This window comes from Oleiagrimonas soli, assembly GCF_000761445.1.
GTDB lineage: Bacteria > Pseudomonadota > Gammaproteobacteria > Xanthomonadales > Rhodanobacteraceae > Oleiagrimonas > Oleiagrimonas soli.
Genome location: NZ_KN196470.1, coordinates 1,761,924 through 1,780,549, shown reverse-complemented (window position 1 = coordinate 1,780,549; position 18,626 = coordinate 1,761,924). Strand labels below are relative to the sequence as shown.

18 protein-coding genes are annotated in these 18,626 nt (G+C 65.5%); 3 read left to right on the top strand and 15 right to left on the bottom strand.

The annotated features are described in order from the left end of the window. Positions 1–4 precede the first annotated feature (4 nt). The 5 genes from lapB to cmk all read right to left on the bottom strand — a co-directional run bounded on the left by lapB (position 5) and on the right by cmk (position 4,551). The gene (lapB, locus tag LF63_RS07735) at positions 5–1,177 is read right to left on the bottom strand and encodes a lipopolysaccharide assembly protein LapB (protein WP_043100807.1); all 1,173 of its coding nucleotides are present in this window, start codon (positions 1,175–1,177) and stop codon (positions 5–7) included. Then, positions 1,174–1,428: a LapA family protein gene (locus LF63_RS07730; protein WP_043100805.1), complete on the bottom strand. Its 255-nt coding sequence runs from the start codon at positions 1,426–1,428 to the stop codon at positions 1,174–1,176. The genes lapB and LF63_RS07730 overlap by 4 nt, the downstream gene beginning before the upstream one ends. A 58-nt stretch (positions 1,429–1,486) precedes the next feature. Then, a complete protein-coding gene (locus LF63_RS07725; protein ID WP_043100803.1) occupies positions 1,487–1,774 on the bottom strand; it encodes an integration host factor subunit beta in 288 nt (95 codons plus the stop codon). A gap of 178 nt (positions 1,775–1,952) precedes the next feature. After that, a complete protein-coding gene (gene rpsA / locus LF63_RS07720) occupies positions 1,953–3,632 on the bottom strand; it encodes a 30S ribosomal protein S1 (protein ID WP_043100801.1) in 1,680 nt (559 codons plus the stop codon). A 235-nt stretch (positions 3,633–3,867) separates the two neighbouring features. Further along, positions 3,868–4,551: a (d)CMP kinase gene (cmk, locus tag LF63_RS07715; RefSeq protein ID WP_081945136.1), complete on the bottom strand. Its 684-nt coding sequence runs from the start codon at positions 4,549–4,551 to the stop codon at positions 3,868–3,870. Between the two features lie 111 nt (positions 4,552–4,662). Between cmk and LF63_RS07710 the strand changes: the two genes are divergently transcribed. Next, the gene (locus LF63_RS07710; protein WP_043100799.1) at positions 4,663–4,926 is read left to right on the top strand and encodes an acyl-CoA-binding protein; all 264 of its coding nucleotides are present in this window, start codon (positions 4,663–4,665) and stop codon (positions 4,924–4,926) included. A gap of 28 nt (positions 4,927–4,954) precedes the next feature. Here the strand turns inward: LF63_RS07710 and zipA are convergent, their stop codons facing one another. From zipA to lysS, 6 genes are all read right to left on the bottom strand, one after another. Continuing rightward, positions 4,955–5,815, bottom strand: a complete 861-nt coding sequence (gene zipA, locus LF63_RS07705) for a cell division protein ZipA (RefSeq protein ID WP_043100798.1) — start codon at positions 5,813–5,815, stop codon at positions 4,955–4,957. Between the two features lie 116 nt (positions 5,816–5,931). Then, the gene (gene smc, locus LF63_RS07700; RefSeq protein WP_043100796.1) at positions 5,932–9,429 is read right to left on the bottom strand and encodes a chromosome segregation protein SMC; all 3,498 of its coding nucleotides are present in this window, start codon (positions 9,427–9,429) and stop codon (positions 5,932–5,934) included. 202 nt (positions 9,430–9,631) lie between these two features. Beyond that, positions 9,632–9,910: a BolA family protein gene (locus tag LF63_RS07695; protein ID WP_043100794.1), complete on the bottom strand. Its 279-nt coding sequence runs from the start codon at positions 9,908–9,910 to the stop codon at positions 9,632–9,634. Next, positions 9,907–10,206 (bottom strand): YciI family protein, encoded by a 300-nt coding sequence (locus LF63_RS07690; protein WP_043100793.1) that lies wholly within the window; start codon positions 10,204–10,206, stop codon positions 9,907–9,909. The genes LF63_RS07695 and LF63_RS07690 overlap by 4 nt, the downstream gene beginning before the upstream one ends. A gap of 85 nt (positions 10,207–10,291) precedes the next feature. Then, a complete protein-coding gene (locus tag LF63_RS07685; protein ID WP_043100792.1) occupies positions 10,292–11,134 on the bottom strand; it encodes a hypothetical protein in 843 nt (280 codons plus the stop codon). A 131-nt stretch (positions 11,135–11,265) separates the two neighbouring features. Further along, complete coding sequence (gene lysS / locus LF63_RS07680; protein WP_081945135.1) at positions 11,266–12,822, bottom strand: lysine--tRNA ligase; 1,557 nt, start codon at positions 12,820–12,822, stop codon at positions 11,266–11,268. A 209-nt stretch (positions 12,823–13,031) separates the two neighbouring features. On the opposite strand from lysS, the gene LF63_RS07675 reads away from it, so the two are divergent. Beyond that, positions 13,032–13,817: a hypothetical protein gene (locus LF63_RS07675; RefSeq protein ID WP_043100790.1), complete on the top strand. Its 786-nt coding sequence runs from the start codon at positions 13,032–13,034 to the stop codon at positions 13,815–13,817. 61 nt (positions 13,818–13,878) lie between these two features. On the opposite strand, the gene prfB is transcribed toward LF63_RS07675, so the two are convergent. The 3 genes from prfB to LF63_RS07660 form a co-directional block, all read right to left on the bottom strand. Continuing rightward, positions 13,879–15,010, bottom strand: a protein-coding gene (gene prfB / locus LF63_RS07670) for a peptide chain release factor 2 (protein WP_152569282.1) whose coding sequence is annotated in 2 segments (ribosomal slippage) — positions 13,879–14,934 and positions 14,936–15,010 — 1,131 coding nt in all. Because the reading frame shifts where the segments join, the coding sequence is not laid out codon by codon here. A 78-nt stretch (positions 15,011–15,088) separates the two neighbouring features. Beyond that, positions 15,089–15,466 (bottom strand): SpoIIAA family protein, encoded by a 378-nt coding sequence (locus LF63_RS07665; protein WP_043100789.1) that lies wholly within the window; start codon positions 15,464–15,466, stop codon positions 15,089–15,091. Positions 15,467–15,500: 34 nt separating this feature from the next. Beyond that, entirely contained in the window at positions 15,501–16,130 is a 630-nt protein-coding gene (locus LF63_RS07660; protein ID WP_043100787.1) for a response regulator transcription factor, read from the bottom strand. A 79-nt stretch (positions 16,131–16,209) separates the two neighbouring features. On the opposite strand from LF63_RS07660, the gene LF63_RS07655 reads away from it, so the two are divergent. Further along, the gene (locus LF63_RS07655; protein ID WP_043100784.1) at positions 16,210–17,808 is read left to right on the top strand and encodes an MASE1 domain-containing sensor histidine kinase; all 1,599 of its coding nucleotides are present in this window, start codon (positions 16,210–16,212) and stop codon (positions 17,806–17,808) included. 361 nt (positions 17,809–18,169) lie between these two features. Here the strand turns inward: LF63_RS07655 and fur are convergent, their stop codons facing one another. Further along, the gene (gene fur / locus LF63_RS07650) at positions 18,170–18,589 is read right to left on the bottom strand and encodes a ferric iron uptake transcriptional regulator (RefSeq protein ID WP_043100782.1); all 420 of its coding nucleotides are present in this window, start codon (positions 18,587–18,589) and stop codon (positions 18,170–18,172) included. Positions 18,590–18,626: the final 37 nt, after the last annotated feature.

The window sequence follows — 18,626 nt, the reverse complement described above, 5'->3', positions numbered from 1 at the left end:
CGCCTCACTCGTTGGCGACGCCGAGAATCGGCAGCACCGTCGACCAGTTCTTGCAGCTAGGGCACTGCCAGTGATGCGCCTTGGCGCCGAAGCCGCACTGGCTGCAGCGGTACATCGCCTGCCCGGCCAGCAGCTTGCGCGTGAGGTCGCGCAGGATCAGGAAGTTCGCGTGCGCTTCGCCGGAGACTTTGTCCATGGTGGCGTCGATCAGCGCCATCAGTCCGCGCACCGAGGGACGCATGCGCAACTGTGCCGTGAGGAAATCCACCGCCACGCGTTCGCCGTCGCGCTCGCGGTAGATGCGCGTCAACGCCAGCACTGGCGAGATGCCGTGATAGCGCTCGATCACCTCTTGCAGGAAATGTTCGGCACGCGTCATGTGTCCGGCGCGCGCGTAGCTTTCCAGCAGCGGCGGTAGGATTTCCGGCACGAAGGCCAGGTTCGAGCGCGCCGCGCGTTCGTAGCTTTCGATGGCTTTTTCGTCGTCGCCCGCATGCGCATGCATGGCACCGTCGATCATGTGCGCGCGCACGCAGCCGGCCTCGTGCTCGAAGGCCTGCTTGAGATATTTCGCGGCATCGTCGAGCGCGCCGTGATGGCGCGCCTGCTCGGCCAGTTCGCAGTAGAACTGGGCGATCTCGCGGGACTGCGAATGACCGGTCATCTTCTCCAGGCGACGCGCGTGCTCGATGGCCTGGTGCCAGTCGCGTTCGTGCTGATAGATCGCGATCAGATGACGCAACGCCGAGGGCGCGTGGGCGTTCATCGCGGCCAGGTCGGCGAACAGCGTCTCGGCGCGATCCAGCAGACCGGCGCGCATGTAGTCCTCACCCAGTTCGAGCAGCGCGACGGTCTTCATGTCGTCGCTGAGATTGGGACGAGAGACCAGATGCTGATGCACGCGGATGGCCCGGTCGACCTCGCCGCGGCGACGGAACAGATTGCCCAGCGCCAGATGCGTCTCGACCGTATCGCGATTGTATTCGGCCAGGCGCAGGAAGACCTCGATGGCCTTGTCCTGCTCCTCGTTGAGCAGGTAGTTCAGTCCGCGGAAATAGTCTGAGGACAACGCGTTCACGCGGGCACCGGAGTGCTTCGCGCCAGCACGGCGCGCAATCCACCAGCCGCTCAGGAAAGCCAGCGGCAGCAGTGCGCTCAACAGGTAGATCGGATTCATGCGTCGGCTGCGTCCTTGCGCACCTTGCGGGATCGGCGACGGTCGCGCAGATGTCTTGCGCTGACGCCCCACCATGCCGTGAAACCACCGAGCAGCCAGCCCAGCACCAAGGCGGCCAACAGCGTGCCGCCCTTGGGAAGTTGCGCTTGCGCGAAACCGAAGTCGTAACCGACCAGATCGGCATTCAGGGCGCCGAACACGACGCCGGCGGCCAGGCAGACGAGCAGCAGGAGAATGATCAGGATGCGCATGCGCAGAGACTACCCCATTGCCCCTTCGACGCACAGCCGTGCGCGCATGTCGCGGCGATCAATCCTCGCCGCTGTTGACACGCTCGCGCAGTTCCTTGCCCGGCTTGAAATGCGGCACGTGCTTGCCCGGAAGGGCCACGGCTTCGCCGGTCTTCGGATTGCGGCCCATGCGCGGGGGCCGATAGTGCAACGAGAAGCTGCCGAAGCCGCGCACCTCGATGCGATCGCCTTCGGAAAGCGCGCGACTCATCTGTTCGAGCAGGCCCTTCACGGCCATCTCGACATCGCTGTAGGCAAGATGCGTCTGTCCGCGCGCCAGCGCTTCAATCAATTCGGATTTGGTCATGGTACCCGCAGTTTCCCTGGTGCACAGACCGTACAGCTCCCCTGTCAAGCCGTGCCTTGTTTGCTATCTGCTCCCCCTGTGCGCGACACATGCGGATGCATCGTGCGAGCAGGAATACCCCATCTTCTTCGACAAGACCGTGCGGGGCGGCACAAACCGCCCCGCACTCGTCCCGTACTTACTCGGAATCGGGCTTGTTCATCTGCTCCTGCAGAAGCGCGCCCAACTTCGTGGTGCCGCCGCCGGCACCCTGGTACTCGGCCAGCGTTTCCTTCAGCTCGGCCTCGTCCTTGGCGCGGATCGAGATCTGCAGCATGCGGCCGCGACGATCCATGCCGGTGAAGCGGGCTTCGACTTCGTCACCGACCTTCAGATGCTCGGTGGCGTCCTCGATACGCTCCTTGGCGATGTCGTTGGCGCGCAGGTAGGCCTCGACGCCATCGCCCAGGTCGACCACGGCGCCCTTGGCGTCGACTTCCTTGACCGTGCCCTTGACGATGGTTCCGCGCGGATTGACCGCCATGAACTGGCCGAACGGATCCTGCTCCATCTGCTTGATGCCCAGGCTGATGCGCTCGCGCTCCGGATCGACCGCCAGCACCACCGCCTCGACTTCCTCGCCCTTCTTGAAGTCGCGGATCAGGTCTTCGCCGGTGCCCTGCCAGGAGATGTCGGACAGATGCACCAGTCCGTCGATGCCGCCTTCCAGGCCCACGAAGATGCCGAAGTCGGTGATCGACTTGATCTGACCGGATACCTTGTCGCCCTTGTTGTGCATGGCGGCGAAGGCTTCCCACGGGTTGGACTGGGTCTGCTTGATGCCCAGCGAGATGCGGCGACGCTCCTCGTCGACGTCCAGCACCATGATCTCGATCTCGTCGCTGACCTGCACGACCTTGGCCGGATTGACGTTCTTGTTGGTCCAGTCCATCTCGGACACGTGGACCAGACCCTCGACGCCCGGCTCGATCTCGACGAAGCAGCCGTAATCGGTGACGTTGGAAACCTTGCCGAACAGGCGGCTGCCGACCGGGTAGCGGCGGGAGATGTTGACCCACGGGTCATCGCCCAGCTGCTTCAGGCCCAGCGAAACGCGGTTGCGCTCGCGGTCGAACTTCAGCACGCGCACGTCCAGCTCGTCGCCGACGTTGACGACTTCGGACGGATGACGCACGCGCTTCCACGCCATGTCGGTGATGTGCAGCAGGCCGTCGATGCCGCCCAGGTCCACGAACGCGCCGTAGTCGGTGAGGTTCTTGACCACGCCGTGCACGATCGCGCCTTCGGTCAGGCGCTCCAGCAGCTTCTCGCGCTCCTCGGAGTACTCGCTCTCGACCACCGCGCGGCGGCTGACGACGAGGTTGTTGCGGCGACGGTCCAGCTTGATGATCTTGAACTCGAGGTCCTTGCCCTCGAGGTAGCTCGGATCGCGCACGGGACGCACGTCGACCAGCGAACCGGGCAGGAAGGCGCGCACATCGCGGATGTCCACGGTGAAGCCGCCCTTGACCTTGCCGGAGATCTTGCCGGTGACGATCTCGTCCTTGTCGAAGGTTTCTTCCAGGTCGTCCCACACCATGGAACGCTTGGCCTTCTCGCGCGAGAGCTTGGTCTCGCCGAAGCCGTCCTCGAGGGCTTCCAGAGCGACCTTGACCTCGTCGCCCACTTCGACCTCGAGGTCGCCGTTTTCGTTCTTGAACTGCTCGATCGGAACGATACCTTCACTCTTCAGACCGGCGTTGATGACGACCACGTCGGCGCGGACCTCGACCACGATGCCGGACACGATGGCGCCAGGCTTGAGACGGGAGAGGGTCTGTTCACTCTGTTCGAACAGTTCAGCGAAACTTTCAGTCATGTGATTTCCGTAAAATGGTAAAGGCCGCGCCCGCACACGCCGTCGGTTGTTCGCAGCCGGACTGCGCTGCATGCATGCGGATGAAACGGCCCGCCTGTTGTGGGTGCCTTGGCACCGTTGATGTCACCCGCGCCGCGGCACGGGTCCGTACATGAGCATCGGCAGCACGCCGAAGACGCTGAAAAATACGTCCGCGACCGCCCCTTTGCCCCCTACTCCGCACTGTCGCGCCGCTTCAATCCGGCTGCACCAGGGCGATGACTTTCGCAACCACCGCGTCGATGGGCATGCCGGTCGAATCGACGAGCAATGCGCCCTCGGCGGGCCTGAGCGGAGCCACGGGGCGACTGGCGTCGCGTTCATCCCGTGCCTCGATCTCACGTTGCAGACCGGAAATTGTAACGCTGAGACCCTTTTCCTTCAACTGCTTATAGCGTCTTTTCGCACGCTCGGCGGCACTGGCCGTCAGGAAGACCTTGAACGGCGCGTCCGGGAAGATCACGGTGCCCATGTCGCGACCGTCGGCCACCAGCCCGGGACGCTTGCGAAACGCTAACTGTTTGTCCCGCAAAGCTTCTCTCACCGCCGGGATGGCGGCGACCGCGGAGGCGGCCGCGCCGCAGGTCTCGGTGCGGATCTCGTCCGTGGCGTCATGGCCGTTGACGATGACCCGCGTATCGCGGCCGTCCTCGCTCGGCTGGAAGCGAATTTTCGCCGCCTGCGCGCAACGCGTGACCGCTTCGGCGTCGGTCAGGTCGATATCGGCCATCGAGGCCGCGTAGCCGACGGCGCGGTACAGCGCGCCGGAATCGAGCATGTGCCAGCCCAGGCGTTCGGCCACCAGACGACTGACCGTGCCTTTTCCGGAGCCGGAAGGGCCGTCGATGGTCAGCACGGGAACGGGGGTCCTGGAAGGCATGGCTACTCCGCATCGGATCGATCCGGCCCATTCTAGCCCGCGTTGACCCCTTTTCGGGTGCGTGCTACAAGCCGGGTGCATTCAGGGGGAATGCAGAACCGTGCTTCCTACATGACCGATCTACACGCTCTGTTCGAGCGCGCCGTGACGGCGGCGCGACGCCTGCCGGAACGGCCCGACAACGACACCTTGCTGCGTCTGTACGCGCTGTACAAGCAGGCCACCGAGGGCGACGCCCGCGGCCCGCAGCCGGGATTCTTCGACTTCGTCGGCTGCGCCAAGCGCGAAGCCTGGGAGCAGCTTGCCGGCATGTCCGACGAGGAAGCCATGCGCAACTACGTCACGCTGGCGCGATCGCTGGGCGCCAAGGTCTGAAACCCGCCCAGCGCACGTCGCGACCGACTCAGGAACCGAAGCCGATCTCGTCGCCCTGGTGCTTGCGATCCCAGGCGCGCAACTCGTCGCGGATATGCGCGATGCGCTGGCGACCCAGCGCGTTGTGCTCGTCGTCCAGCACCTGACCGCCCAGCAGCTCGGCCATGCGCTGCGCCGTGGGCAGCATCGCGTCCCACGCATCCAGCGCCGACACCGGGCCCGGCAGGGTCATGAAGAAACTCAGACCGGTGGTGGTCAGATCGACCACGCGACTGAGATCGAAACTGCCCGGCTGCAGCATGTTGGCCACGCTGAACACCGGCCCGAGTTCGGGCTTGCCTTCGAGCAGGCGGTGGAAGATGCCCTTGTGGCCGAATTCCAAACCGGCCTTGTCGGCCGCCACCACCAGGTCGGCGCCCTGGAATACCGCGTGCCCGGGGGCGACCACGTTCACCGCGACGATGCGCTCCACAGGCAGATCCGCCGGACGCTGCCCGACGCCGGAACGAAGCGCATCGGGCGCCGGACGCGGCGGTGAAGCCGGTGGCACATGCGCGGCGCGCGGTGTCGGCGTGATCGGCGGAAGCTCGACATCTTCCACGTCGTCCGCTTCGTCCTCGGCTTCACGGTGCTCGTTCAGCAGCGAGGCCTGGAACGGTTCGACCTGCGTGGTGCGCAGCGATTCGTCGGCGTCGTACTCGGCGTCGGCATCCGCGTGGTCCCCGCCGAGCGTCGGTTCGCGGCGCTCGGCGCGGCCGCCACTGGGGGGCGGCGCGGGCTGGCGACGTCCCTGCCCGGGTTTGCGTGGTTGGCCGAACAGCCAGATCGAGGCCAGCACGATCAAGCCGATGATCAACAGCGGAATGCCGACGGCGGGGTTCCAGTGCATGCCCTACTCCAGAAATGCGTGCGCGAACAGTATGCGTGCCGATGCCGAGCGCATCGACGTCAACGCCTATTCTTGCGCCTGTCGCGGCGCAAGCCAACCGTCCGAACGGCCGTGGTTCAGGCGGCGCCGGCCAGACGCGCGGCTTCGGCCAGGTCGACCTGCACCAGACGCGACACGCCCGGCTCGCGCATGGTCACGCCGCACATCTGCTCGGCGGCCTCCATGGTCGACTTGTTGTGGGTCACGAACAGGAACTGCACGCGGTCGCTCATCTCCTTCACCACGCTGGAGAAACGGCCGACATTGGCCTCGTCCAGCGGCGCGTCGACCTCGTCGAGCAGACAGAACGGCGCCGGATTGAGCTCGAAGATCGAGAACACCAGCGACACCGCGGTCATGGCCTTCTCGCCGCCGGACAGCAGCGAAATGTTGCTGACGCGCTTGCCCGGCGGCCGCGCCATGATGGTGACGCCCGTATTCAGCAGATCGTCGCCGGTCAGCTCCAGGTAGCCGTGACCGCCGCCGAACAGGCGCGGGAACAGCTCCTGCATGCCGGCGTTGACCTTGTCGAAGGTCTCCTTGAAGCGCTGTCGGGTCTCGCGGTCGATCTTCTTGATCGCGTTCTCCAGCGTTTCCAGCGCGCTGGTCAGATCTTCCAGCTGCGCATCGAGGTATTTCTTGCGCTCGGCCTGCTCGTCGTATTCCTGGATCGCTGCCAGGTTCACCGGCTCCAGACGCTGGATGCGCTGCGCCAGCGTCTCCAGGTCCTTCTGCCAGACCGACGCGTCCGCGTCTTCGGCGAGTTCCTCGAGCAGCGCGTCCGGTTCCAGACCGAGCTGGGCGATGGATTCTTCTAGCTGACGCGCGCGCAGTTCCAGCGCTTGCGCCGCCATGCGCTTCTCGGACAACGCGTCGCGCTTGCCCTGCAGCGTCTGGTCGAGCTGCTGGCGATCCTGCTCCAGACGACGTACCTGCGCATCGCTTTCTTCGACGGCGCGGCGCGCTTCGACCAGCTTCTTGTCGACCAGCAGGCGCTGATCCAGACAGGCCTGGCGTTCGGCTTCGAGTTCGGCGATCGGGCTGGCGCCCTCCGCGAGCTGCTCCTCGATCGCTTCGCGTCGCGCCAGCAACTGCTGCAACTGGGCTTCCATGCGCGACACGGATTGCTTCAGCGACTGCTGCGACGAACGACGCGATTCCAGCCGCAACGCCAACTCGTGCGACTGATCGGAGGCGTCGCGCGCATTCATGCGCGCTTCCTCGCGCGCTTCGAGCAGGCTGCGACGTTCGTTGTCCAGTTCGCGGCGGCGGTCTTCCAGATCGCCCATGCCGGACACGGTCTGATCCAGGCGTGCACGCGCCTCGCGGGTCTGTTCCTGCAGGGCCGCGTGATGTTCGTCCAGCTCCTTGAGTTCGCCGGCGATCTTTTCGGCGCGCGCCCGTGCCGTTTCGACCTTGCCGCGATGGCTCTGCAGCTGACCGGCCAGCTCGGACAGGCGGCGATGGCCGGTGTACAGCTCGCGCTGCGCATCGTCGCGCGCGCGCTCGGCTTCGCCCTTCTCGTCGCGCAGCGCATCCAACTGCTCGCTCAGTGCCTCGACACGCTGTTCCAGCGACTGCACTTGTTCGCGCAGCTGCTGCAGCTCGCGCTCACGCGCCAGCACGCCGACCTGATTGTCGCCGGCACGACGCACGCGCGCCCACTGCGGCGACAGCCACAAACCATCCTGGGTGATGACCGACTGCTGCGCGGAAAGACTGGCGACCTTCTGCTGCGCCGCCGCGGCGCTGTCGGCCGTGACCACCTGCGCCAGCAGCGCCATCGCCGCGGCGGGACCCTTGACGCGTTCGGCCAGGGTGCCGGCGACCGACGCCGCGTCGTGACGCGCGACCAGCGTGATGCTGGCGTCGTCCAGTCCTTGCAGATCGTCGACCAGCCGATGCGGATCGTCGACCAGCACGCCGTCGAGCATGCCGGCGAGCACGGTCTCGACCGCCGTTTCCCAACCCGGCTCGACCTGCAACGCCTCGCCGAGGCGACGCGACTTGTCCAGACCGAGACGCTGCAGCCATTCACTGGCCGCGCCCTCATCCTGGCCCAGTGCGGCGTGCTGCAGGGCTTCCAGCGACGCCAGTCGACCGGATGCGGTCTGCAGCTGATGACGGGTCTGATTGAGTTCGGTCTGCGTCTCGCGCTCGCGCTCGACGACGTTGTCGTGCGCCTGCTTGCGCTCGTCGAGCGCGGCGTTGAGCGTCTCGACCATCTCGCGCTGACGCTCGTGGTCGGTGTTCAGCGTGTCAGCGGCGGCGGCCAGGGCATCGACGTCACTGGCCTGCTGCTCGGTCTGCAGCGCCTCGCGGCGGCGCGACAGGTCCAGCGCCTGGCGATCCAGATAGTCCAGGCGGGTGCGTTCGACCTCGGCCGCGCGCGACGCCTCGGACGCCGAGCCGGTGTGCTTGTCCCAGCGTTCCTGCCAATCGGCGAGCTTCGCTTCGGCCTCGCGCTGGGCCTCGGCCGTGCTCTGCTTGGCCGCGCGCAGTGTTTCCAACTGCGGCGTGCCTTCGGCGAGTTCGGCGTCGAGGCGGGTCAACTGTTCGCGGTCGGTCTCGAGGTGGCGGACCAGTTCGCCATGCTCGCGATCGGCCTCGCTGCGGGCGCGTTCCAGTCGCTCGGCGGTTTCCTTGTTGTGGCGTACCTGCTGTTCGACGCGCGCGATCTCGGCGCCGATGCGATAGACCTCGCCCTGCACCTCGTTCATGTGCTCGTTGGCACCATGATGATGCTCGCGCGTAGACTCGATGCGCGCCTGCAGCTCGCTCTGCTCGGCGACAAACTTCTCGATCTCCAGTTCGGCGCGGCGCAGCCCTTCGCCCTGGTCGGTGTGCTTGCGCTTCACGCCGCGGTATTCGAGCGCCTGCAGTTCGGCCTGCTTGCGCTTCTGTTCTTCCTTGTAGCCCTTCCAGCGCTCGGCCGCGCGGGCCTGACGGTTGAGGTGTTCGAGCTGCTTTTCGACTTCCTCGCGCACGTCGGATATGCGTTCGAGGTTCTCGCGCGTGTGGCGGATGCGCGTCTCGGTTTCCTTGCGGCGCTCCTTGTATTTGGAGATGCCGGCAGCCTCTTCGAGATGGCCGCGCAGTTCGTCCGGGTGCGCGTCGATGATCTGACTGATCATGCCCTGCTCGATGATCGAGTAGCTGCGCGGCCCCAGACCGGTGCCGAGAAAAATGTCGGTGATGTCGCGTCGACGGCAGCGGCTGCCGTTGAGGAAGTACTGCGACTGACCGTCGCGGCTGACCGTGCGCTTGACCGAGATTTCCGCGTACTGCGCGAACTCGCCCTGCACAGTGCCGTCGCTGTTGTCGAAGATCAGTTCGACCATCGCCTGACCGACCGGCTTGCGCGCGCTGGAACCGGAGAAAATCACGTCGGTCAGCGAATCGCCGCGCAGGCGGCTGGCCGCGCTTTCGCCCATCACCCAGCGGATCGCGTCGATGATGTTGGACTTGCCGCAGCCGTTCGGACCGACGATGCCGGTCATGTTGGTAGGCAGGTGCAGCGTGGTCGGATCGACGAAGGACTTGAATCCGGCCAGTTTGATGGTCGTCAGGCGCATGCTTGTCCGTGTTCGCTTGAGTTCGCCCGGTCGTCAGCGCCGGGCTTCATCGGTTCGTGGAGCAACGTCAAGCCGCCACTGTGCCAAGGGTGTCATGCAGGCGCAATCCGTGAATTGCAGTCTCAAGAAAATCATGGTCTTACAAGACTTTCTTGAGAGCGTTTTCCACATAGTCGACGTCCCCAAGCGCATGCTTGCGCGGTCAAGCGTGCGCGGCAGCCTCGCCGGGCGCATGCGCTTCGATCGCCAGCGCATGGATACCGTCGCCCATCAGCGAACCGACGGCGTCGTAGACCAGACGATGCCGTTTCAGCGGCAGCAGACCGGCGAAGGCGGCGCTGGTGATGCGCACACGGTAATGCCCCTGCCCTTCGCCAGCATGGCCGACATGCAGATGCCCCTCGTCCAGCACTTCCAGCGACTGCGGCTGCAGCGCTTGTTCGATGCGCGTGCGAATGCGCTCGACGGTTTCCGCGCTCACGGCATCACCTGCAGGAACGGACGCACGTCGACGCGCGCGTACACACCGGCCTCGACATACGGATCGGCATCGGCCCAGGCGCGCGCGGCATCGAGCGAGGCGAATTCGGCGACGATCAGGCTGCCGCTGAAGCCCGCCGGCCCCGGTTCCGCCGAGTCGATGGCGGGAAACGGTCCGGCCAGGCGCATGCGGCCTTCGGCCTGCAACGCCTGCAGACGGGCCAAGTGCGCCGGACGCGCGGCTTTGCGCTTGTCCAAGGATTCAGGATGGTCGAAACCGATGATGGCGTACCACATGGCGGAACTCCGCAAGAACTCGGGCCGCAGAGTCTAGTGCATGCCGTACGCGATGGGGCGGTCAGGCACGTCGCGTGCCGTGATCTCATCCTTTGAAAGTCTTGGCGCCGTTGCGCTTGGCGAACGGCGCATACTTGTCGGCCTTGTCCACGAAGACCTTGCTGAAACTCTTTCCGGCATGTTCCTCGCTGCCGATGACGTGCCCCAGTGCCTGCTGCACGCGGCTGCCGTCGCCACCGCCGTGATGATCGCGTCCGACCTCGGCCAGCATCAGGTTGCTCATCTTGTGCGCCCACTTCTGGCCGCGCGGAGTCAAACCGGCCTGGCCGAACGACAACGCAGCGGCGTCCCGATCGCCCGAGATCAGATGCTGCATCCCGGTGGCCACATGCGCGCGGCGCTCTTCCAGAGGCGCTTCCGACGCCCAATAGGTCTTCTTGCCGCTGCCCGGATGCTCCAGACGCCGATCGAGACTCTTGGCGAGGTCGGGATAATCGTAGACCTTGCTCTTGTCCTTCACGCGACTGTTCCAGACGGCGGCGATGTCGTTGCCGACATGCAGGGAATGCATGCCCATCTGATCCGGAGCGAACTCGACCTTGCGATTGACCGTCTTGACCTGCTCGCGGACCGACTCGATGTCGCCGTGTCCGCGCACCGCGGCGGACATGTCCAGGATCGCTCCCGTCTGCTGCGGAATCTTGGCAAAGTCGAGCGCAGCATACGCGGTGACATCGTTCAACTTGCGTGGGCCGGGGATGCCGACGCCGCCGGTCATGTTGATGGTCGGCTGCTTGTTGCCCAGATCGAGCAGCGCGCGATAATCCTCATTGCTGATCGGAGTCCTGCTCCGCCGTTTCGCCGACGACTCCGACATGGAAGCGGAGCGCTTCTTCTTGATGGACGAATGCCGCTTGTCGACGCCCATGTCGCTGACCTTTGGAATTCCTTTTCGACCGCGTCCTCGATCGGACATCGTTCCACTCCCGCGACACATCGTCCTGACGATACGCCGAAGCTAGACCTGCACCGCGAGCACCGTCAAGCGCGCCGATTCGCTCAGGCCTCCGGCCGCATGTACGGGAACAGCAGCACGTCGCGGATCGACGCCGCGTCGGTCAGCAGCATCACCAGCCGGTCGATGCCGACACCGAGTCCGCCGGTCGGCGGCAAGCCGACTTCCAGCGCGCGGATGTAGTCGGCGTCGAAATGCATGGCCTCGTCGTCGCCGGCGTCCTTGGCCTCGACCTGGGCGCGGAAGCGCGCGGCCTGGTCCTCGGGATCGTTGAGTTCGGAGAAGCCGTTGGCGATCTCCTTGCCGCCGACGAACAGCTCGAAGCGGTCGGTCATGCCCTTGTCGGTATCGTTCTCGCGCGCCAGCGGCGAGACCTCGACCGGGTGATCGGTGATGAAGGTCGGCTGGATCAGGTTGCCTTCGACCGTCTTCTCGAAGATTTCCAGCAGGATCTTGCCCCAGCCATACGACGCCTTCACCGACACGCCGAGACGCTTGGCGTGCGCGGCCATGACGTCGCGGTCGCGGATGTCCTCGGGCTTGATCTCCGGATTGGCCTCCAGCACCGCCTCGTCCATGCGCCAGCGGCGGAACGCCGATCCCAGGTCGATGTCGTGGCCATCCCAGGTGACCTGGGTAGTCTCGAGCACCTGCTCGGCCGCATCGCGGATCATGGCCTCGGTCAGGTCCATCACCTCGTGGTAGCTGGCGTAGGCCTGGTACAGCTCCAGCATGGTGAACTCGGGATTGTGCCGCGTGGACACGCCCTCGTTGCGGAAGTTGCGGTTGATCTCGTAGACGCGGTCGAAGCCGCCGACCACCAGGCGCTTGAGGTACAGCTCCGGCGCCACGCGCAGGTACAGCTGCATGTCCAGCGCATTGTGATGGGTGACGAACGGACGCGCCGTGGCGCCACCGGGGATGACGTGCATCATCGGCGTCTCCACTTCCATGAAGCGGCGCGGTTCGTCCTCCAGCCACTGGCGGATGCGGCCGATGATGCGCGAGCGCTTGCGGAAGGTCTCGCGCGCCTCGGCGGTGACGATCAGGTCGGTGTAGCGCTGGCGGTAGCGGCGCTCGACGTCGGCCAGGCCGTGGAACTTGTCCGGCAGCGGGCGCAGGTTCTTGGTCAGCAGCTTGAGCGCGTCGACCTTGACCGACAGTTCGCCGGTCTTGGTGCGCATCAGCACGCCTTCGGCACCGACGATGTCGCCGGTGTCCCAGCCCTTGAACGCGTCGTAGGTCTCGTCGCCCAGCGTGCCCTTGTGGACGAACAGCTGGATGCGCGCCGTGAAGTCCTGCAGCTGCACGAAGCTGACCTTGCCCTGCACGCGCTTGAGCATGATGCGGCCGGCCACCTTCACGCGGCGCGCCTGCTCCTCGATGCGCTCGGCCGGCCAGGCGTCGGCATCGGCGTACTCGGCCTGCAGGTCGCCGGTGAACGCGTCCGGGCGGAAATCGTTGGGGAACGCGATGCCCTGCTCGCGCAGGGCGCGCAGTTTCTCGCGACGCTCGGCGATCAGCTTGTTCTCGCCGGCCTCGGTCTGCGCCGTTGCCAAGGATTCTGCCGACGCTTCGTCGGGACCGTGTGTTGCCGTCATGGGGGGAGCCTGTACCAACTGGAACTGCGCAGTGTATGCGAGCAGCGGCGCTTCACAAAGCCTCGGCCGGATGGCTGCATCGCGGCCGTCGATTGGACATAGACCGTTTACCGCATTGCGAGGCGCGATCCCGCGCGCAAGCCTGTAGCGATGGGGTCCTTCGGAGCATCGATGCGACGCCCGGTTCTACCTACCGAGGAGGAAGCACGATGAAATTCCGTTTCCGCACGACCCTTTTGATCGCCCTGCTGGCACTGATCGCCGCAACCGCGTCGACTACCGTATCCGCCGCCGACGAAAAGAGCGACGACGCCAGTCACCGCAACATCACCTCCGAGTGGGTGCTGTGGAGCAAGCGTGGCGACGCGCCGGCCCTGGAGGCCGCCATCAAGCAACATGCCGCCTGGCGCAAGGCGCAGGGCGAGAACACGCGCTGGGACGTCTACCAGCCGATCGTCGGTCCCGACCTCGAACACTACGTGATCCGCTCGGGCGAACACGCCTGGGCCGACTACGACACCAACCGCGAGTGGTCGATGACGCACCAGGCCGGGCCGCGCTACATGCAGGACGTCGCGCCGCACGTGCGCCACGCGGAGCACTATTTCGCCGCCTACGACACCAAGCACAGTCACTGGATGCCGGACAAGGGCTACCGCTACTTCGCCGTGTACACCTACCACTTCAAGCCCGGCAGCAACGAGACCGTCAAGAACGTGCTGAGCAAGATCCACAAGGCCGCCACCGACGCCAAGTGGCCGCACAGCTTCGGCATCGACTACACCATCGGCGGCAAGGGCGGCATGAACGTGGTGCTGCCGATGAAGAACCTCGCCGACATGGAAGAACCCGACCCGAGCCTGATGAAGGTCGTGGCCAAGTCGCTGGGGTCGGAGAAGGCCGCGAAGGACCTGTGGCAGAGCTTCGCGCTGGCGATCGACGAGCGCAGCATGGCGATCTACGTGCATCGACCGGACCTGTCGACGCCCGAATGAACATGCACGATCGGGATGTCGTCCGGGCCGCCGCGCGCAACGCACGCGGCGGCCCGCTCGATCAGGCGGTGGCGTCGGCGCGCTTGGCGCCGGCTTCCAGACCCGACTTCAGGGCGCCTTCGACGAATTCGTCGAGATCGCCATCCAGCACACGCTGCGTATCGCTGCGTTCGATGCCGGTACGCAGGTCCTTGATGCGCGACTGGTCCAGCACGTAGTTGCGGATCTGGCTGCCCCAGCCGATGTCCGACTTGGTCGCTTCCAGCGCATCCTTCTCGGCGTTGCGCTTCTGGATTTCCAGCTCGTACAGCTTGGCCGCCAGCATCTTCATCGCGCGATCGCGGTTGGCGTGCTGGCTGCGCTCGGTCTGACAGGCGACGACCACCCCGCTCGGCACATGGGTGATGCGGACCGCGGACTCGGTCTTGTTGACGTGCTGACCGCCCGCGCCGGACGAACGATAGACGTCGGTCTTGAGGTCGGCCGGATTGATGTCGATGTCGATGCTGTCGTCGACCTCGGGCGAGACGAACACCGAGGTGAAACTGGTGTGACGTCGGTTGTCCGAATCGAACGGACTCTTGCGCACCAGACGATGCACGCCGATCTCGGTCTTCAGCCAGCCATAGGCGTAGTCGCCCTCGACGCGCAGCGTGGCCGACTTGATGCCCGCCACTTCGCCGCCGGAAACTTCCAGCAGCTCGGTCTTCCAGCCGCGGTGCTCGCACCAGCGCAGGTACATGCGCAGCAGCATTTCCGCCCAGTCCTGGGCTTCGGTGCCGCCAGCGCCGGCCTGGATATCGACGAACGCGTTGTTGGCGTCCATCTGGCCGGAGAACATGCGCTGGAATTCGAGCTGATCGACACGGCGAGCCAAGGCGCCGACATCGTCCTGGATGGAGCGCACGGTGTCCTCGTCGCCGTCGTCGGCCGCCAGCTCCAGCAATTCGCCGGCATCGGAAAGCCCCGAAGTCAGGCCGTCGATGCCGGTGACGATCTGGTCCAGGCGCGCGCGCTCGCGGCCCAGGTCCTGTGCACGCGTCGGGTCGTCCCAGATCGCGGGATCTTCCAGTTCGCGGCTGACTTCCTCTAAGCGTTCACGCTTGCCCGGGTAGTCAAAGAAACCCCCTGAGCGCCTCGACGCGGCTCTTGAGGTCCGCGATCTGCGCAAGGATCGGATTGGTCTCGATCATGATGGTGTTCCGTACGTTGGCTTCGCCCGACGGCATGCCGGGCAAAGGCGGCGAGGATAGCAAATGCCGGCCGCGCTTTCAGTCGCTGCCGAGCCCATCCAGCAACCAGGCGCGGGCGGCGGCCAGCTCGCTGCCGTCGAAGCTGCGGAACTCGCCCGGCAACAGTGCGCTGATCGCCGGCACGGTCGCCTTGATCCAGCCCACGTCGCCCACGATCGCCACGCGCTCGAAGCCGCTGAAATGCCGCAGACCGAGCTTGGCGTCGTCCCACATCGCACGAGTCTCGAAACCGCTGAAGTCGTCGGCGAAGTGGTACAGCAGGCGCACCTTGTCGCGCAACGCGAACATCGCCTCGAGGTCGGGCACGATGATGTTCTCGTAATCGTCCGCGGTGACCTCGCCGTGGGCCGTGAATCCCACCGCGCCGGCGGGAAGGTCGTTCATCTGTTCGATCATGCGTGTGTCTCCGCTTCGCTGCCTGCAACGCGGCTCATGCCTTGAGATAGCCGCGTTCGATGGCCAGACGATACAGGTCCAGCTCTGAACCGGCGCCGAGCTTGCTCATCAGGCTGGCGCGATGGATGTAGACCGTTTTCTGCCCGATGCCGAGCGCGGCGGCGGCCTGCTTCGGCGTCTTGCCTTCGGCCAGCAGCAGAAACACCTCGCGTTCGCGAGCCGTCAGGCGCAGCAGCGGATCGCTTTCCTCGCGCGACTGCACCGAGCGCCGGCGGGCCACATCGGAACTGACGTATTGCTTGCCCTGCATCACCGCGCGCAAGCCGGCAACCAGCTCCTCCGGCGCCGCGCCCTTGGTCACGTAGCCACTGGCGCCGCGACGCAGTGCTTCGGACACGTAGGGTTCGCTGTCATGCATGCTGAGAATCACCACCCGCGTCTTCGGCGCGATGCTGAGCAGATGCTCGACCAGCGGCAATCCGCTGGCGTCGGGCAGCGACAAATCTAGCGCGATCAGGTCGGGCGCCGCGCGCGAGACCGCCTCGACCGCCTCGTCCGCGTTGCAGCACTCGGCCGTGACCTCGAGGTCGGGTTCGATCTCGATCAGGCTCTTGAAGCCTTCACGGACAATGGCGTGGTCGTCGACCAGAACAATGCGGTACATGCGGTGACTCTACCTCCAATCCCTTGAGCAAGGACGCGAGCGTGGCGCAGTGCACGCTCGCATGTAAACTGCCCCGTTGATGCGCCTGTCTTCTCCAACCTGGAGCCGGGGTCCGCTGCTGGGCGTACTGTACTGCGTCACGTGGCTCCTGTTGCTCAACTATGTCGCCCCGCAGTGGATGATCCCACCGGGCCTGCGTTTCGGCGCGCTATTGCTTGCACGCCCGCGGCATTGGCCATGGTTGATCGCCGGCGAATGGGCGGCGCACCTGATGTTCCGCATCGGCTCGGTCGACGAGACGGCCTGGCTGCACCACTTCATCACCAACGATGCCGCCGCCGTGCTGGTGGTCGGCGGTTGCATCGCGGCGCTGCGTCGGTTCGGCCTCAAAGCCACCCTGCGCATGCCCGAAGATGTCGCACGACTGCTGGCCGCCGCGCTGCTGACGGCCTTCGTCAACACGCTGTTCTGCTGCGCGCTGAGCAATCTGATCCATCCGCAGATGGCGCTGCAGAGCCTGGGCAGCGTCATCGGCAGCGAGCTGCTGCGCGAGTATCTGGGCAGCCTGCTGATCGTGCCGATCATGATCATGGCGGTGCGCGAGCCGCCCGAGCGTCAGGAAATCACCCGAACCCTGCTTGAAGCGCTGTTCGTGCTGCTGCCGATCCTGGCGCTGCTGCTGGTGATGCTGAAGAGTTCACCGCCGCTGCCCGGCTTTGCGCGCATTCTCGCGCTGGTGCCGGTGCTGCTGTTCGCCTTCCGCAACGGCTGGCGCGGCGCGGTGTTCGCGATGGTGCTGATCAACGGCGGCATGATGGCATTCACGCGTGCCGACATGCATCAGTTCCCCGCCACCGAATCGCTGCTGTTCCTGGCCGTGGCCGGCACGGGCGCGCTGGTGCTCGGCGCGGCCTCCGATGCGTTGCGTCGAAGCAGTCGGCGCTTGTCGGTGCAGAACGCGCGGCTGGAGGGCGCGAACCGTCGTCTCGACCAGCTGGCGCGCCAGCTCAGCGAAGTCGCGCGTCGCAATCTGCGCACCGAGGAACAGCAACGCCGTTATGTCGCTGCCGAACTACACGACGAACTGGGCCAGAACCTGACCGCCATCCAGACCCGCGTGAAACTGGCGCAGACCCGTCTGCGCGAAGCCGGGCTGTCCGACGTCTCCACCTCCATCAACGACATCCTCGCCCACATGCGCGCCGCCGTGCGTCGCCTGCTCAACAGCCTGCGCCCGACGGTGCTGGACGAATTCGGCCTGGCCCGCGCGCTCGAAGACGGACCGATCCGCGATCTGCTGAAGACGGCCGGCGTCGCCTATCACCTGGACCTGCGCGGCAATCTGCAGGATCTCGACGAAGACACCCGCATCACCGTCTACCGCGTGGTGCAGGAGGCCGCCACCAACACCGTGCGCCACGCGATGGCCAGCCACTTCATGCTTCGCGTGCTGAGCGGCAAGCGCAACGGGCGGCGCATGGTCGCGCTGGACATGCGCGACGACGGCGTCGGCCTCGGCAGTGGCACGCCGGGCACCGGCGGCGGGCGTCGTGGCGGTCATGGATTGCAGAGCATGCGCGACCGCGTCACCGCGCTCGGCGGGACACTGCGCATCCACATCAGCGAAAACGGTACCCGCCTCCGCATCCTGCTCCCGGCCAGCGGCCGAGAGGCCTGATTTTCACGCGAAGGAACCATGCAAGGTGATGGTTTGCATGGACTTTTGCATCGCGGTGCGGCGGCTAGGAAATTTTCCGATATTCATGGACCGTTAACGTGGCTAAGCTGGCTCCAACGTTGTGGGGGAGTCGCCGCCTAGCGGCGATCCGAGCCAATCGTGGGGACGGTTGGTTCAACGGCCCGGAGGGAATCGGGTCTGCCGGAGATGGATCGTCCGGATGCGCAGTGACGCGCCGCCGGGTCGCAACCGGCTTGAGCCGCGCGAAGAACATGGAGTTCTTCCGCGGCCTTTTATTTTCCAGGGAATGGAAAACGCGGACCGAGGCACCTCGCCCGCGCCAGGCCCTCGGCGGTTCCGCCTACTTCTTCTTGCTGCCCTTCGAACGCACGTACAGCACCAGACTGTGGTCCTGGATCTCGTAGCCGTGGCGTTCGGCGATCTCGTGCTGCAGCTTCTCGATTTCGTCGCTGACGAACTCGATCACCTTTCCGCTGTCTACGTCGATCATGTGGTCGTGATGCTGGCCGCGATCGAGTTCGAAGACGGCCTGCCCGCCCTCGAAGTTATGCTTGATCAGGATGCCGGCAGCCTCGAACTGCGTGAGTACGCGATACACCGTGGCCAGACCGATGTCTTCCTGGCTGTCCAGCAGCTGACGATAGATGTCCTCGGCCGTCAGGTGACGCCGAGGTGATTCCTCGAACAGATGCAGGATGCGCATGCGAGGGTGGGTGACCTTCAGGCCGGCCTTGCGAAGTTCTAGCGATTCCTGATCCATTGCGGGATTCCCAGAGCGATTTGAACGCCTTGTGGTG

Excerpts from the sequence above, each read along its gene's own strand:
- lysS (WP_081945135.1), bottom strand. The coding sequence starts at position 12,822 with ATGACGGCAACACACGGTCCCGACGAAGCGTCGGCAGAATCCTTGGCA.
- LF63_RS07655 (WP_043100784.1), top strand. The coding sequence starts at position 16,210 with ATGCGCCTGTCTTCTCCAACCTGGAGCCGGGGTCCGCTGCTGGGCGTA.
- LF63_RS07710 (WP_043100799.1), top strand. The coding sequence starts at position 4,663 with ATGACCGATCTACACGCTCTGTTCGAGCGCGCCGTGACGGCGGCGCGA.
- LF63_RS07660 (WP_043100787.1), bottom strand. The coding sequence starts at position 16,130 with ATGTACCGCATTGTTCTGGTCGACGACCACGCCATTGTCCGTGAAGGC.
- cmk (WP_081945136.1), bottom strand. The coding sequence starts at position 4,551 with ATGCCTTCCAGGACCCCCGTTCCCGTGCTGACCATCGACGGCCCTTCC.
- LF63_RS07690 (WP_043100793.1), bottom strand. The coding sequence starts at position 10,206 with ATGTGGTACGCCATCATCGGTTTCGACCATCCTGAATCCTTGGACAAG.
- LF63_RS07725 (WP_043100803.1), bottom strand. The coding sequence starts at position 1,774 with ATGACCAAATCCGAATTGATTGAAGCGCTGGCGCGCGGACAGACGCAT.
- LF63_RS07730 (WP_043100805.1), bottom strand. The coding sequence starts at position 1,428 with ATGCGCATCCTGATCATTCTCCTGCTGCTCGTCTGCCTGGCCGCCGGC.
- fur (WP_043100782.1), bottom strand. The coding sequence starts at position 18,589 with ATGGATCAGGAATCGCTAGAACTTCGCAAGGCCGGCCTGAAGGTCACC.
- LF63_RS07685 (WP_043100792.1), bottom strand. The coding sequence starts at position 11,134 with ATGGGCGTCGACAAGCGGCATTCGTCCATCAAGAAGAAGCGCTCCGCT.
- smc (WP_043100796.1), bottom strand. The coding sequence starts at position 9,429 with ATGCGCCTGACGACCATCAAACTGGCCGGATTCAAGTCCTTCGTCGAT.
- LF63_RS07665 (WP_043100789.1), bottom strand. The coding sequence starts at position 15,466 with ATGATCGAACAGATGAACGACCTTCCCGCCGGCGCGGTGGGATTCACG.
- lapB (WP_043100807.1), bottom strand. The coding sequence starts at position 1,177 with ATGAATCCGATCTACCTGTTGAGCGCACTGCTGCCGCTGGCTTTCCTG.
- zipA (WP_043100798.1), bottom strand. The coding sequence starts at position 5,815 with ATGCACTGGAACCCCGCCGTCGGCATTCCGCTGTTGATCATCGGCTTG.
- LF63_RS07675 (WP_043100790.1), top strand. The coding sequence starts at position 13,032 with ATGAAATTCCGTTTCCGCACGACCCTTTTGATCGCCCTGCTGGCACTG.
- rpsA (WP_043100801.1), bottom strand. The coding sequence starts at position 3,632 with ATGACTGAAAGTTTCGCTGAACTGTTCGAACAGAGTGAACAGACCCTC.